At 65.6% G+C, this 14,515-nt stretch carries 10 protein-coding genes; 5 read left to right on the top strand and 5 right to left on the bottom strand.

Annotated elements, in window-relative coordinates; genetic code table 11:
* Positions 1-3 precede the first annotated feature (3 nt).
* Both ACZ0AJ_RS09760 and ACZ0AJ_RS09755 read right to left on the bottom strand, forming a co-directional pair.
* A complete protein-coding gene (locus ACZ0AJ_RS09760; protein ID WP_499454194.1) occupies positions 4-1,671 on the bottom strand; it encodes a sodium:solute symporter family transporter in 1,668 nt (555 codons plus the stop codon).
* Between the two features lie 20 nt (positions 1,672-1,691).
* Positions 1,692-3,698 carry an NPCBM/NEW2 domain-containing protein gene (locus tag ACZ0AJ_RS09755; RefSeq protein ID WP_499454667.1) on the bottom strand — a complete coding sequence of 669 codons (2,007 nt, stop codon included), beginning with the start codon at positions 3,696-3,698 and terminating at the stop codon, positions 1,692-1,694.
* 334 nt (positions 3,699-4,032) lie between these two features.
* Between ACZ0AJ_RS09755 and ACZ0AJ_RS09750 the strand changes: the two genes are divergently transcribed.
* The 5 genes from ACZ0AJ_RS09750 (at position 4,033) to agaR (ending at position 9,252) form a co-directional block, all read left to right on the top strand.
* Complete coding sequence (locus ACZ0AJ_RS09750; RefSeq protein ID WP_499454665.1) at positions 4,033-4,962, top strand: EamA family transporter; 930 nt, start codon at positions 4,033-4,035, stop codon at positions 4,960-4,962.
* Between the two features lie 3 nt (positions 4,963-4,965).
* Entirely contained in the window at positions 4,966-6,276 is a 1,311-nt protein-coding gene (locus ACZ0AJ_RS09745; RefSeq protein ID WP_499454663.1) for a D-tagatose-bisphosphate aldolase, class II, non-catalytic subunit, read from the top strand.
* Positions 6,270-7,454, top strand: coding sequence for an SIS domain-containing protein (locus ACZ0AJ_RS09740; RefSeq protein ID WP_499454186.1), 1,185 nt, complete (start codon positions 6,270-6,272; stop codon positions 7,452-7,454). Before ACZ0AJ_RS09745 ends, ACZ0AJ_RS09740 begins: the two co-directional genes overlap by 7 nt.
* Positions 7,438-8,406, top strand: coding sequence for an N-acetylglucosamine kinase (locus tag ACZ0AJ_RS09735; protein WP_499454661.1), 969 nt, complete (start codon positions 7,438-7,440; stop codon positions 8,404-8,406). Before ACZ0AJ_RS09740 ends, ACZ0AJ_RS09735 begins: the two co-directional genes overlap by 17 nt.
* A 78-nt stretch (positions 8,407-8,484) precedes the next feature.
* A complete protein-coding gene (gene agaR / locus ACZ0AJ_RS09730; RefSeq protein WP_183552891.1) occupies positions 8,485-9,252 on the top strand; it encodes a transcriptional repressor AgaR in 768 nt (255 codons plus the stop codon).
* Positions 9,253-9,283: 31 nt separating this feature from the next.
* On the opposite strand, the gene ACZ0AJ_RS09725 is transcribed toward agaR, so the two are convergent.
* From ACZ0AJ_RS09725 to ACZ0AJ_RS09715, 3 genes are read right to left on the bottom strand one after another with little or no spacing between them, the layout of a single operon-like run.
* Positions 9,284-10,693 (bottom strand): DUF4832 domain-containing protein, encoded by a 1,410-nt coding sequence (locus tag ACZ0AJ_RS09725; RefSeq protein ID WP_499454182.1) that lies wholly within the window; start codon positions 10,691-10,693, stop codon positions 9,284-9,286.
* Positions 10,690-13,389 (bottom strand): alpha-galactosidase, encoded by a 2,700-nt coding sequence (locus tag ACZ0AJ_RS09720; protein ID WP_499454181.1) that lies wholly within the window; start codon positions 13,387-13,389, stop codon positions 10,690-10,692. Before ACZ0AJ_RS09720 ends, ACZ0AJ_RS09725 begins: the two co-directional genes overlap by 4 nt.
* A complete protein-coding gene (locus ACZ0AJ_RS09715) occupies positions 13,386-14,483 on the bottom strand; it encodes an amidohydrolase family protein (protein ID WP_499454180.1) in 1,098 nt (365 codons plus the stop codon). Before ACZ0AJ_RS09715 ends, ACZ0AJ_RS09720 begins: the two co-directional genes overlap by 4 nt.
* Between the last annotated feature and the right edge of the window lie 32 nt (positions 14,484-14,515).

Here is a 14,515-nt window from a genome sequence, read left to right as displayed (position 1 = left end):
AAACTACCAACCTCCATAAATCGCCACCAGCACCGCAAAAATCACCACCGACCCAACCGCAAATCCGCGATCAACGCGGAACATCGACCGGTCGATCACCATGCGCTTGTGGCTGCCGTCACGCTGCGCCGTCGTGCTCAACAAAACCATGCCGATGACCACCATGACAAACACGATCAGCATCCGGTCAAGAAACGGAATTTCGTAACTACCGGCGCCGTTACTGACCGCAAAACCGATCGGCGCCAGAAACCCCAGGTCCATCACCATTGGCAAGAACTTGAGAAACACTGAGAACACCAGCCCGCCAATCGTCGCGAACATGGCCGCCGCGGCCGTGGTCTTGCGCCAGTAAAAGCCCAGCAAGAACATCGCCAGGATGCCGGGCGACACGAAGCCGGTGTATTCCTGGATGTACTGGAAGCCGCCTTTCTTGTCGATCCCTAGCAAGGGCGCGAGCAGCACGGCGATCGCCATCGCCGCCACCACCGAGATCCGGCCGATCCAGACCATGCGCTGCTCGCTGGCTCCGCGGTTGACATGCTTGTTGTAGACGTCGAGCGTGAAGATCGTCGCGACGCTGTTGGCCTTGCCGGCCAGCGACGCGACGACTGCCGCAACGAGGGCGGCGAATGCCAGCCCCTTGAGCCCGGCCGGCAGCAGTGCCAGCAGGGTGGGGTAAGCGCGGTCTGGATTGAGTTCGCCACCGGGTCGCATCGCGTCGCCAAGCGTGCCGGACTTGTCGAGCGCGTAGGCCGCAATGCCGGGCAAGACCACGATCACCGGCATCAGGAGCTTGAGGAACGCCGCGAACAGCAGGCCCTTGCGCGCCGTGTGCAGGTTGGCGCCCAGCGCGCGCTGGACGATGTACTGGTTGCAGCCCCAGTAGTTGAGGTTCACGATCAGCATGCCACCGATGATGGTCGACATGCCGGGCAGGTCCATGTAGTTGGGATCGTCGCGCCTGAGCACCATATTGAAATGCTCGCCGGCGCGCAGATACAGTTCGCTCAGGCCACGCACCGCACCCTGACCGCCGGCCAGCGCCGCCACCAGGTCGAGCGCAATCCAGGTCGTGACGAGCCCGCCGATCACCAGGCACAGCACCTGGATCACATCGGTGTAGCCGATCACCTTCATGCCGCCCAGCGTGATCACGGTCGCGAACACGGCCAGGAACAGCATGCAGGCCAGCACATTCAGGCCGGCGATGCTGCTGATCGCCAGTGCGCCCAGGTACAGGATGGCGGTGAGGTTGACCACCACGTAGAGGCCGAGCCAGAATACGGCCATCGTTGCCGCCACCGCCGGGCCGTAGCGCTGCTCGAGAAATTGCGGCATCGTATAGATACGGTTCTTCAGATAGATCGGCATGAAGAACACGGCGACGATGACCAGGGTCGCCGCAGCCATCAGCTCATACACCGCGATCGCCATGCCGATGCGAAAGCCCGCGCCGCTCATGCCGATGAACTGCTCGGCCGAGATGTTCGATGCGATCAGCGAGGCGCCGATGGCCCACCACGTGAGCGACCCTTCGGCCAGGAAGAAGTCGTGGGTGGCCTTGCCGGACGAGCGTTTCTTGCTCCAGTAGATCCAAATGCCGTAGGCCGAAATGGCCACGAAGTAGATGAGGAAGACGAGGGTATCGAGGCTGGTGAATGAGGTCATATCGTGTCGTGTCCCGGCACTCAGATGCGGTCGCTGCTAGAGGTTCGCGGACCCGGCACAGCGGCACCAGACTGCGTCAGCTGCACGTCGCCCCACGTCGCGACGACAGGCACCGCGTTGCCGGTTTTGGCATCCCGCACCACCAGTTCAATGACTTTCACGCCACGCACATCGGCCGTCAATGGCTGAACCTTCGATCCAAACTTTGCCGGCGCGCTTTCCGCCAGCAGTTTTCCATCCCCATACACGTAAAAGCGCACCAGCTCCTTGGTGTTTTCAGTCGAATCATCCACCCCAACTGACGCGGTCAAGCGCGCGTAGCGGGCATCGTTCTTCACCTGAAGGCGCGAATTGGACAGCACGCCAAGTCCCGACGTAAACACCTGGCCGGCCACCTGCAGGCTCTGGCCAAACGGCGTTGCATCCGGCTGCGCGCCGCCCCAGCCCGCATATTGTGGCCGTGAGCCGCCAGAGCGGGTGCTCGACCACGGATCGATCATGCGGTGCACGGTCGGATCGAGTTGCGGCTGGCGGGTCCCATCAACCGCCACATTGATCGACCCCGGGATCTCCGACAGATACACGCCGGTTTCGAGCTGGCGCTTTCCGTGCACTTCGAACACGAGCGTCTCGTGCGGCGCGAGCGTGAAGGCTTTCTCGCCGGTAAAGGTCAAGGTTTCCTTCGTCCACAGGTTGCGTAGCGTGACCGGCGCGCCATCCGCCAGTTTCAGGTGCATCGCCAGCAGCGTCACCGGTGCGGGCGATGCGCCGCGGTTGAACAGCGCCACTGCCTTGCGCTGCCCGTCGCCAAGCGTCTTGACGATGATCTGCGCATCGTTCGAATCATAGGCGACGATGCCCTGGTGGCCGGCCTTGTCCTGGTTCAGGCGAATCACGTCCGCATTGCCCAGGACCGCGAGCAGCGACGCCGGGCCATGCTGCAAGTCATAGCTGACCAGCAGCGGCGCATTGATCATCGCCCACAGCGAAAAATGCGAGCGCACTTCGACCGGGTTGTTGGCATCGAAGTCGCCATGGCCGATGTGCAGGATGTCGGGATCGTTCCAGTGGCCGGGGCCTGCGTACAGCGCGCGTTTGGCCGCGCTGTCGAAGTTGTGCAGCATGCTGGTCCAGCTCGGCGTGATGTCGGCGCTGGTGCGCCACAGGTTGCCGACATCCTTGCCCCAGCTGCGCACATTGGCCATGCCCCAGGCGCAGATCGACATCACATAATCACCCAGCGGGCGCGCGGCCTTGATTGCCGCAGCAACGGTTTCGTAGCGGGCACGCACGGCGCCGATATCCGTGCGGTTGATCGACCCGCGTTCGATCAGCGCCGCCATGCCGCGATAGCTCTGCTTCTTGACCAGGTCCGAGCCCGGTATGAAATCGGCCAGCCCGCAGGCGTCGATCTTCAGGTAGTCGAAGCCCCATTCCTTGAAATACAGGTTGATGTCCTGCGTGACGTGGCCATCCAGGCCCACTTCGCGTTCGGCGGTCGTGCCTTGTGGCAGGTTGGGCGAATGCAGGTCGTAGGCTTGCGAGCACGCATTGCGGCCGACGTCCGTGTAAATGCCCGCCTTGAAGCCCATCGCGTGCAGCTTGTCGGTGAACGGCTTGAAGCTGGTGCCGTCCGGCCCACCGGTGGCGGCAGACGGGAAGATGCCGGTGCGGATCTGCAGGCGGCCATCGCTGGCGCGGCGCTTCATCCACCAGCCATCGTCGAGGATGACATGGTTGTAGCCGAGCTTTGCAAGACCGCTGTCGGCAAGCACCTGCGCCGCGCCCATGACCTTGCCTTCGTCGACTTCCGTGCGAAACGCATTCCAGCTGTTCCAGCCCATCGGCGGCGTGCTGGCGCTGCCACTCGTGTTGCCTTCCCAGCGGCCTGCCGGAGCCAGGGGATCATCGGGAGATTTTGCATGCACCTGCATTACCGGCAGCGACAGCGCCAGGGCAGCAGCCAGACTGCCGCACACAACGGCCCAGGGTTTGGTTTCACGTGGCTTACTCCAGCGATGGTTCATGCAAATCTCCTGACGATGAATTTGTCTGCGGGCGGAAAAGGTCGGACGGCACGTACATCCGTTGTCCAGATGGTAATCGAAAGCAATCGAAAATAAAAGGCGCGATTTTGTCACTAAAAACACGCTATATCGAAAATATTTGGAAAGACTTTGCTTTTCGTTTGTCACTTCTTTACTATCACATCGATGGCAACGAAAACGTTTGAAACAAACGCACCTGGCGGAGGAAGACACGGATGAAAAGCACATCGAGCGATGGCGTTGCGTACTGCATGACCGGGCTGGCAGCATGGGTGGCCCTGTGAATCCCGCAGACACCCTGGAAAAGACGAGTTTGCCTGAACAAGCCGCCACCGGTGCTGCCAGGCCGCGCTGGCTTGGCTACGCGCTGGCAACAGCGCTGCTGTGGGGCGTGTGGGGCGCTTTCGCAGGCTTGCCAACCCAGAACGGTTTTCCTGAAACCCTCGTGTATGTGGTGTGGGCGCTGACGATGGTGCCGCCGGCGCTGTTCGTGCTGGCACGCTCCGGCTGGCGGATACGCCGCGACCGCACTGCGGTCGGCTACGGGCTGGCTATTGGCCTCTTGGGCGCGGGTGGTCAGATGGTGCTGTTCTACGCAGTCAAGGCCGGCCCGGCCTACCTGATTTTTCCGCTAATTTCGCTCTCTCCCGTCATCACGATCGTGCTCTCGCTGCTGTTCCTGCATGAGCGTACGGGCCGCATGGGCGTGGCCGGGATCGTGCTGGCCGTATGCGCGCTGCCGCTGTTTGACTTCAACCCGGGCGGCGCGCCGCAGCAGTACGGGCTGTGGTTCGTGCTGGCGATCGGCGTGCTGGTCGCATGGGGTCTGCAGGCGTACTTCATCAAGCTGGCCAATACGCGTATGGATGCCGAAAGCATCTTCTTCTACATGACCGCCAGTGCGCTGCTGTGCATTCCGGTGGCGCTGGCGATGACCGACTTCTCGCAGCCGATCAATTACGGGCCATCCGGGCCGCTGCTGGCCGCTGCTACCCAGGTGCTCAATGCCATCGGCGCACTGACGCTGGTGTATGCCTTCCGGCATGGCAAGGCACTGACGGTGTCGCCGCTGGTCAATGCCGGCGCGCCGCTGTTGACCACCGTGATCGCGATGGCGCTGGCCGGCGCGGTGCCGGGCGGCTACCGGCTGGCCGGCATCGGCCTGGCGCTGGCGGCCGCGCTGTTTCTTGCGCTGCAGGCGGACGATAGCGTCGCGCCTGCCGAATCAACCGAAGGAGCCTGACAAATGGACTACATGTTGAATCTGGTGCGCCGGCACAAGGCCGGCGAAGCGGTCGGGATCCACGCGGTGTGCTCGGCGCATCCGATCGTGATCGAGGCGGCGATGGAAGTCACACTGGCGGCAGGGCCGGCGCAGCCGGTGCTGATCGAAGCCACGTCGAATCAGGTGAACCAGGATGGCGGCTACACGGGCATGACCCCGAGCGCGTTCCGTGATTTCGTCTACGCCATCGCCGACCGGGTCGGCCTGGCGCACGAGCGCGTGCTGCTGGGTGGCGACCATCTGGGGCCCAATGCCTGGCAGGGCGAGCACGCGGATGCCGCCATGGCGAAGGCCGAGGTGCTGATCGAACAATACGTCACGGCGGGCTTTCGCAAGATCCATCTGGATTGCTCGATGTCGTGCGTTGGCGATCCGGTACCGCTGCAGGATGACGTGGTGGCTGCGCGGGCTGCGCGCCTGTGCGCCGTTGCCGAGCGGGCCTGGCAGGCGGCTGGCGGCGAAGCGCCCGTGTATGTGGTGGGCACCGAAGTGCCGGTGCCGGGTGGCGCGCATGAAGACCTGGCCGAACTGAGCGTCACCACGCCCGCCGCGGCGACGCAGACGATCGCGGCGCACCGCGCCGCATTCGCTGCCGCCGGACTGGATGGGGCGTGGCTGCGCGTGGTTGGCCTCGTGGTGCAGCCGGGCGTCGAATTCGACCACCACAAGGTGATCGACTTCCTGCCCGAGCGCGCCGTGGACCTCGGCCGCATGATCGAAGACGTGCCCACGCTGGTCTACGAAGCCCATTCGACCGACTACCAGACGGCGGCCAACCTGGCGGCGCTCGTCGCCGGCCATTTTGCGATCCTCAAGGTGGGCCCTGGCGCGACCTTCGCGCTGCGTGAAACGCTGTGGGCGCTGGCCGATATCGAAGCCGCGATGGCCGGCGATGGCAAGGGCTCCGGGTTCAAGGACACGGTGCTGGACGTGATGCGTGCCGAGCCGGCGCAGTGGCAAAAGTACTACGACAACGAGCCGCGCCGCGCCCGCTTCGACCAGCAATATAGCCTGAGTGACCGGATCCGCTACTACTGGCCGCATCCGGCCATCCAGGCCGCGCAGGCGCGCCTGCTGGCCAGTCTGGAGCGCACGCCGCCGCCGCTCACGCTGCTGAGCCAGTACCTGCCGTTCCAGTATGACGCCGTGCGTGAAGGACGGCTGAACAACCAGCCGGTCGATCTGCTCAAAGAGGGCGTGGCCAGGGTGCTGCGCCAATACATGGCGGCCTGCATGGCAGGCGCCGCAACGAAGGAGTTGGAAGCATGTTAGTCGCTGACAGGAATATTCTCGGCATTGGCGCGGAGCGGCTCGATGCCGCCGGCGCCGGTGCTACCGCGCGCGAAATCGCGCAGCAACCGGCCGTCTGGCCCGAGATCGAGGCACTGGTCGCCCATCAGCGCAGCGCGCTCGACGCGTTTCTCGGACCCTTGCTCGCGCGGCCCGACCTGCGCATCGTGCTGACGGGCGCCGGCACCTCGGCCTTCATCGGCGAATGCCTGGCGCCGGCGTTGTTGGGCGGCGGCTGGCGCGCAGACGCTGTGCCGACCACCGATCTGGTGTCGGGCCCGCGTCAGTTCCTGCAGCCAAAGGTGCCGACGCTGCTGGTATCGTTCGGCCGCTCGGGCAATAGCCCGGAAAGTGTTGCGGCGGTCGATCTGGCCGACGGGGTCGTGGACGAGATCTACCACCTGGTCATCACCTGCAATGCCGACGGCGCTCTGTGCCGGATGGCGCAGGGCCGCGCCAATGCGTATGCGATCCTGCTGCCCGACGCCACGCACGACCGCGGATTCGCCATGACCACCAGTTTCACCTCGATGCTGCTGGCTGCGGCGGGCGCGTTCGGCGTGCTGGCGCCGGGCGCCACCGCCGGGCCATCGTCTGCGGCTGCGCAGGTGCTGGCGTCGATGCTGCCGCTGCTGGACGGGCTGGTGGCCCAGAAGTTTAGCCGCGTGGTCTACCTTGGCAGCAATGCGCTGCGCGGGCTGGCCCGTGAAGCGTCGCTCAAGCTGCTGGAGCTGACCGATGGCCAGGTCGTTGCGCTGTTCGACTCGCCGCTGGGTTTTCGCCATGGCCCGAAGACGATCGTCAATGCCGACACGCTGGTCGTCGTGCTGTTGTCGAACGATGCCCGTGCCCGCCGCTATGACCTCGACCTGCTGCGCGAGCTGCGGAGTGATGGCCGTGCCGGCCGTGTGCTCGCGCTGAGCGGGCGCGACGAGCCGGCGCTGGGTGACGCCTGCATCACGCTCGATGGCGTCGGGCAGGCCCCGGATCTGGCGCTGGCGCTGCCGTACATCGTGTTCTGCCAGGCCTTCGCGCTGCTGCAGTCACTGGCGCTGGGCTTGCGTCCGGATACCCCGAGCGTGTCTGGCACTGTCAATCGCGTGGTGCAGGGCGTGACGATCTATCCACTGGCGGAGGACAGCGATGTTTCTCGGGGTTGACGGCGGCGGCACCAAGACGGCGTTCGCGCTGATCGACCGGCAGGGTCAGGTCCTGGCGCGCAATCAACAGAGCAGCGCGTATTACCTCGAAGTGGGCATGGAAGGTGCAGCCGGTGTGCTGGCTCGCGGGTGCTCCGAGTTGTTCGCGGCAGCCGGCGTCACCGCGACCGATGTCACATTCGCGTTCTTTGGTTTGCCCGCGTACGGCGAAGACCGCGTCGTGCAGGCGCAACTGGATGCGCTGCCACGCGCCGTGCTGGGCCACGCGCGCTACCTGTGCGACAACGACATGGTGTGCAGCTGGGCCGGCTCGCTGGCTTGCGCCGATGGCATCAGCGTCATCGCCGGTACTGGCTCGATGGCCTACGGGCGCATTGGCGGGCAGGGTGCGCGTGCCGGCGGGTGGGGCGAATTGTTCAGTGACGAAGGCTCGGCCTACTGGATTGCGCGGGCCGGTCTCGCGCTGTTCTCGCGCATGAGCGATGGCCGCGCGCCACGCGGGCCGCTGCATGGTTTGATGCGCACGCGCCTGGCGCTGCAGGACGACCTGGACCTGTGCCAAGTCGTCTATGGCGAGCTCAAAGGGGAGCGCAGCAAGGTGGCCGCGCTGTCGCGCCTCGTCTCCGAAGCGGCGGCGCTCGGCGATGCCCAGGCGGCAGCGATCCTCGAGTCGGCTGCGCTGGAGGTGGCTGCACTGGTCGACGCGGTACGGGGCCAGCTCGGGGTCGATCCAGGCACCGAGGTCACGGTCTCGTATTCGGGCGGGTTGTTCGGCGAGGATGGGCCATTACGCGCGCCTTTCGCGCGCGTGCTTGCGGCCAGCAGCGCTGGCGCTTACCGCTTGATGGCGCCGCGCCTGCCGCCCGTGCTCGGCGCCGCCGTGTACGCAGCGCACCAGGTGGGCATACCGCTGAACCCTGCAGCGCTCGACCGCCTGGCAGGCACGCAATGATGCGCCGGCAAGCAGATGGCGTGCCGGCGGTGCGCCAATCTGGTAAGCTGTTTTTTTATTAAATCTGCGTATCCAATCATGGGTCAAACCGGTCAGCGCCGCGACACCATTCTTAAAGCTCTTACCGAACAAGCCTCGGTCCAGGTCAGCGAACTCGTCAAGCAACTCAACGTCTCGGCGGTGACGATCCGCAGCGATCTGAGTGCACTCGAGGCGCAGGGCCTGGCCATCCGCAGCCACGGCGGCGCCACGCTGGCACGCATGCCGCCGACCGAACACACGGTGTCGCAAAAAGACGCACTGAATCACGAGCAGAAAGAGCGCATCGGCGCACTGGCTGCGCGCCTGGTCAAGCCGGGCGAAAACATCATTATCGATTCGGGCACCACGACGCTGTCGCTGGCGCGCCACCTGCGCGACGTGCAGAACGTGACGGTGCTGACCAATGGCCTGAATATCGCGTGGGAGCTGGTCAACGCAGCCGGCGTCGACCTCATTCTGACGGGTGGCCTGCTGCGCAAGCAGGCGCTGTCGATTCAGGGATTGCAGGCCGAAGCGTGCCTGCAGGCCTACAGTTTCGACAAGCTGTTCCTGGGCGTCGATGGCCTCGACCTGCAGTTCGGCGTGACGACCCACCACGAGGCGGAAGCGAGCCTGAACCACAAGATGGTCGAGCGCGCGAGGAAAGTCATCGTGCTCGCCGATTCCTCGAAGTTCGGGTTCATCAGCCTGCACCGTATCGTGCAGCTCGACCGCGTTCACACCGTCATCACCGACGGCGATATCAGTCCGCAATACCGGGATGGCCTGCGCGAGGCGGGCATCGAACTCCTGATCGCCGAGTAAGCCGGCCACGCGCCCACGGGGTGGCAGAACTTCAGAGAATAGTCAGCGTCGTCCCGGTACGGAATGCGCCCAGCGATGCATCCCAGCCCTGCGCTTTGGCGGCATCGTCGGCATTGGCAGGCCGCACGCTGTAGCGCACATCGCCGGCCAGCGACGCTGCGCCATCCGGCAAGGCCAGCAGTATGTCGTAAGCGCCAGTGGGCGTGCCGCCCGGGATCGCAACCCGCGCGGTGGCGGTGCTGGTCTGCCCCGGCAGCCAGGCACGGGGATCGATCGACGCCAGGGCCAGCCGCACGACCTGGCCAGTAGCGCGGTGCCGGAGCACCATCTGCACACTTCGCGGGTTGAAAGCGCGCGCCCATCCGCTGTTTCGCACGTTCAGCACCAGCTCGCCCGACTGGCCAGCCACGATGCGTGAACTGTGCCGTAACTTCGATAGTTCGAACCGGTAGCCCATGCTGCGCTTGACCTGCGCGAGGCAACCCTGCGCCTGCCAGCGCTGGTGAAACAGGTCGCGGTAGTAGCTGTCGTTCAGGTACGTCAGGCCGAAGCGCCGGCCTTCGCGCAGGATGTCCTCGCAGTTCGTGCGTGGCGTTGGATTGGCCGCATCGGCCGGATTGCAGGTTTCGGCGCCGAATGGCGCTGCCGTCGACAGCGCGGCCACGTAGGCGCGCTCGCGCTTCCGGGTCGCCGGGTTTTCACTGTAGGTGCCGACATCCGTGTTCGAGGCCAGGAAGCAGTCATTGTGCACACCGACCCGTGACGCGTTCAAACCGTCGCGCCAGCGCGGCGCTTGCGGCGCCCACGCCATCAGATAAGGTGGATAGCGCACTTGCAGGAAGCGGTCGGGTGGCAGCGCGGCCAGCAGCGCGTCGCGGATCTGCGTGCGCTGCGCCGGCAAGGTCAGGTTATTCGACGAGGTATGCCATTCGCCCCAGGCGCCGACAAAGCCAGCCTGCAGATACGCGATGACATCGGCATTGGCCGCCAGGACCGGCTTGATTTGCCCGATATGTTCCAGCACGCGATCTATGGGGGCATCCTGCGCCGCCCGGTAAGCAGTTTCGCCTGCCGGGAAGTTGTACATGAAACGCGGAATGACTTTCAGGCCCGCGCGGCGGGCGACCGCAAAGCCGTCGGTCAATTCGCCCAGCAGCGTCGCAGGCAGCGCGTGGCCGGCATGCGCGTCCAGCCGCACCGGCGCATAGACGATCCGGTAGCCGGCCGCAAACTGCACATCGGCTTGCGCCTGCGTCCACGCCGCCAGGTTGTCGGCCGCCCAGACATACATGCCGCGCTCGGGGTTGGCAATCTCGTCGGCCGACGCTTTGAACCTTGTTTCGACAGGATCGCCTGACTGGCGGTCTGCCGACTGCACGGCATGGGCGTGCGCCGACAGCATGACAAGTAGCGCGAGTGGACGCAGGCGCTGCAGCATCATGCGCCGATCAGCAACCGGCCGAACGCGCCTGGCACGTGGAAGTCGGGCGCGGCGGTGCGGGTCGGACTCCACGCCGAATGCACGCGGTTGTCGCCGGCAGCTTCGGGGCCTTCGATGCGGAACAGGTTCAGGCGCCAGCCATCTCCACCCTGCATCGGTATGGCCAGTTCGGCTGTCCAGACCTTGTTGCCCGTATCGACGTGCGCCCTGGCGCTGCTGCCGCCGTCGATGCGCCGCTTGCCCGACACCTCGATCGCGATTTCCTGCAGCAGTCCGTTGGGCGCGACCTGCACCTCGCGATAGCTTTTCAGTCCGGCGCGATCGGGCGCCTGCAGGAAGACTTCGACGACGTCGCGCTCCCACAGTGGCCAGATGGCGCCCGCCGGACCGGCCTGATCAAAGGTGGTGAGCGTCTCGTACTTGCAGATGAAGCGCAGGTACAGGTGGCCAGCGCCCCGCAACAGTTGGACACGGGTCGATTGCGGACCGGGGAGCGGCTTGCCTTGCCAGTCGTGGCGGAAGAAGGTCGTGGGTGCATCGGCCCATTGCGAGGCGTGGGGGAAGCCGTCCGCGCCCACGGCCTTGACGTTGCTGGCAAACGCAACAGGCAACTGGTCGGGAAGGTCGGGCCGCGCTTCGATCAGCAGGCTGTGCGTGAAGCGCAGCGGCAGCGTTGGCTTGTCGGTCGACACCTTGCCCAATACGCTGCCACTGAGCGAGTCGCGCACTGTCCAGGTGCCCGGGCCGAGGCCGCGCAATGCGACCACGCCATCCCAGCGATCGGCATAGAACGCGTAGTGCAACGCGCCAGCCTGCTCCACGACGTGGGTTTCCGGCTTGTCGAAACCCAGGTCGTACAGCTCGCCCCGGTAACGGCCTTCGGCCAGGCGTCCCTTGTTGTACAGGTCCACCCACTTGCGCCAGTGCGCTTCGCGCTCGGGTGTCAGCAGGAACGAGTCCTTGGGTTTCGGGTCCACCGGCCACGTGAACTTGGTAGCGACGACCGCGCCGATGCCGACGCTGGAAGCGAAGTCCTGCCCGCCCGTGCTCAGTTCCACGTGGTCGCCCGCGTAGGCGGACCACGGGCCCATCAGCGCCTTGAGCGTCTTGCCCTTGTGGCGCACCTGCCAGCTCGACAGCGGGTCGGACGACGGCGCCTGGTCCATGTACGGCATATTGTGAAAGGCGTAGCTGGTCCCGCACGGGCATACCTCAAGCACCGCTTCCGGATTGGCCGCATGCACCACGTCGTGCATGACCTTGTAGAAGTCGGCGACTGCCTCGACCGATTCCTCCGGGCGCTTGTGCTGGTGCTTGGGATTGAAGCACGGGGCCACGCCATTGAGGTGCTGGCCGTCGACCTTGAGGCCATCGAAGCCCCAGTCCGCAATGATCATGCGCAGCGTCGCAGCCAGGCGCGTCTGCGTCTTTTCGTAGGCCGGGCACAGGTAGAAGCAGTTCCACCAGGTCACGTCCTGGGCCGCGCCGGTCTCGTCGAGCAGCAGCAGGTCGGTATGTTCGTGCAGCTCGTCGCTGCCGGGCGCCACGGCAAGCGGCGCGATCCAGAGTCGCGCCTTCATGCCCCGTGCGTGGATGTCGGCCACCAGTGCCTTCATGTCCTCGCCACCACGCGGGAACTTGGCCAGGTCGGGCGTCCAGTCGCCGGTCTTGACCTGCCAGCCGTCGTCCAGCACGGCCCACTTGAAGCCCAGTTCCTGCACCTTGGGCAGCGTGGCGCGCACATAGTCGAGCGAAAAATCGCGTTCGTAGCCCCAGGCGCACCACTGCGCATCGTAGGCGCTTTGCGGTGGCTCGGGCGCGGCCAGGCCCTGCGCGGCCATCAGGCGGCGGTAGCGGTCCAGCGGCACATAGAAGTCGCCACGGTGCACGGCGATGAACGTGGGCGGGGTGGCAAGCGTGGCGCCTGGCGCCAGCGTCTGCGGGGCGTCGCCGCGCAGCGCGATGTCGACCGCATTGCCGACCGCCTTGACGGGCAGTGACACCAGCAGCGGCTGCAGCGCCAGGTGACCGACGGCCAGGCCAACGTCGCGGCGCCAGACATCCGCCACCGGCGTGCCGCCGCCGTAGTCCGACGCGTTCATGCCCAAAAAGTTGCCTTGCTCGAAACCGCGCTTGACGGGCTGCACCCAGTCGCGCCGGTCGGCGTGACTGGCGCCGGAATAGGTCCAGTAGCCGCCCGCGTGGCGCGGCGCGGCGGCCAGGCGGTGCGCGCCATTTACCCAGGCGTCGATCGTCAGCGGTTTGGCGCCGGTATTCATGTAGTGCACATCCAGCAACGCGACACCCGGATGCTCGTCGAGCAGCGTCACGGTAACGCGTTTCTCGATGCCCTCCGCAGAGCGGCCAACGAGGTGCAGCGCCTGCCCGGCGCCAAACGGCGTCGTGGCCGGGGCCGGCTCGGCCTTCTGCAGCGTGAAGCGGCCGAGCGGCTTGCCGCCGACGACCAGGTGCTCGCTGGTGTCGAAGCCCGTCAGTGCGACGGGCTGCTTGCCCAGCAGGCTGACGATACGGCAACGCAACTGCTCGTCGAACTGCAGTGACACGGCGGCGTCCTGCACACGTACATGGCCCTTGCCGGCGACGGAGGCGGAGGCAGGCGCTGCCTGGGCCAGCGGGAGTTGCGTTGCCAGCGGCGCCGCGCCGAGCCATCCGAGAAATGCCCGGCGCGCGGTCATGGCTGGCCTTTCCAGGCGTCGGGGAAGGCGCGCTCGGCATTCGTGCGGTAAATTTTGTCCACGACCTCGCGTGGCAGTGCCAGTCCCTGGACGGGCTTGTCCAGATCGGCGACCTTGAACGACTCTGCTGTATTGAAGTAACGCCAGTGCATGCGCCACACGCCTTCGGCCTCGCGTCCCAGTGCCGCCCCGTCCTGGCCAGGCTCTTGCGCCATGTCGCTGCCGTAGAGAATGCGGTCCTGGTACTTGATGAAGAAGTTGCGCACCTTTTCGCGGTCGCGCTGGCTCTGGTACTGCAGCTGGCCGATGCGCGCCGACGCGTCCACGACGGCGTTCGGGAACCGGTCCAGGAAGGCGGCCAGTTCGTCCACGTCACGCTCCAGCGACGCCAGGTGCACGCCGACGAAGTGCAGTGTCGGGTGCGCCGCCACCATGCGGTCGCGCGCGGCCATCTGCGCTTCCCAGCTCGGCATCTCGGGGTGCAGGTACATATGGTATTGCGGGTGGTTCTTGAAGTAGGTGCGGTCGTTGTTGACCGTCATGCGTTTTAACGGCAGCCAGCAGTTGTGCGGCTCGCCCTGGTGGCCCAGCAACGGGATGCCCTGGCGGGCCAGGTCGTCGAACAGCGGCGCAAAGCGCGCGTCGTCGATCATCACCAGTTGTTGATCGGCGCCGCGCAGGCTCATGCCGATGTTCTTCCAGACCTTCACGCCCACGGCGCCGGCTTCCATCGACGCGGCGATGCGGTGGCGGGTGGCGGCGAGCCACGCAGGTTGGGCGGACCCATCGACGGAGAAGCTCGCTGCCCATGCGACGTCCTGCGGGAATTGCTTTTTCAGCGCGATGGCGACGCGCTGCTGGTCATCGAGCGGTGGAAAGTCAGGGTAGTCGACGTTGATCGACAGGATCTTGAAGTTCTGGCGCCGGGCAGCTTCCATGAACGCCGGCGCCGCATTGTGCAGGTGCAGGTGGGCGTCGATCTTGGCAACGCTGGCATAGTCCGCCATCGTGTAGCTGGACTTGTCTACGGCGTACGCGGAAAAAGGGATGGCCCCGGCGAGCAGGACGGCAAGGGAAAAAACAGAAGTGTGCATCAGGATTCCAGTTCTCGGTGTTGCGGGCCGGT

The organism is Telluria sp. AC161 (assembly GCF_979258535.1).
The sequence above is the reverse complement of the archived record's forward strand: the minus strand, read 5'-3'. Positions and strand labels throughout refer to the sequence as shown.

Excerpts from the sequence above, each read along its gene's own strand:
- ACZ0AJ_RS09745 (WP_499454663.1), top strand. The coding sequence starts at position 4,966 with ATGGACTACATGTTGAATCTGGTGCGCCGGCACAAGGCCGGCGAAGCG.
- ACZ0AJ_RS09725 (WP_499454182.1), bottom strand. The coding sequence starts at position 10,693 with ATGATGCTGCAGCGCCTGCGTCCACTCGCGCTACTTGTCATGCTGTCG.
- ACZ0AJ_RS09755 (WP_499454667.1), bottom strand. The coding sequence starts at position 3,698 with ATGAACCATCGCTGGAGTAAGCCACGTGAAACCAAACCCTGGGCCGTT.
- ACZ0AJ_RS09760 (WP_499454194.1), bottom strand. The coding sequence starts at position 1,671 with ATGACCTCATTCACCAGCCTCGATACCCTCGTCTTCCTCATCTACTTC.
- ACZ0AJ_RS09715 (WP_499454180.1), bottom strand. The coding sequence starts at position 14,483 with ATGCACACTTCTGTTTTTTCCCTTGCCGTCCTGCTCGCCGGGGCCATC.
- agaR (WP_183552891.1), top strand. The coding sequence starts at position 8,485 with ATGGGTCAAACCGGTCAGCGCCGCGACACCATTCTTAAAGCTCTTACC.
- ACZ0AJ_RS09720 (WP_499454181.1), bottom strand. The coding sequence starts at position 13,389 with ATGACCGCGCGCCGGGCATTTCTCGGATGGCTCGGCGCGGCGCCGCTG.
- ACZ0AJ_RS09735 (WP_499454661.1), top strand. The coding sequence starts at position 7,438 with ATGTTTCTCGGGGTTGACGGCGGCGGCACCAAGACGGCGTTCGCGCTG.
- ACZ0AJ_RS09740 (WP_499454186.1), top strand. The coding sequence starts at position 6,270 with ATGTTAGTCGCTGACAGGAATATTCTCGGCATTGGCGCGGAGCGGCTC.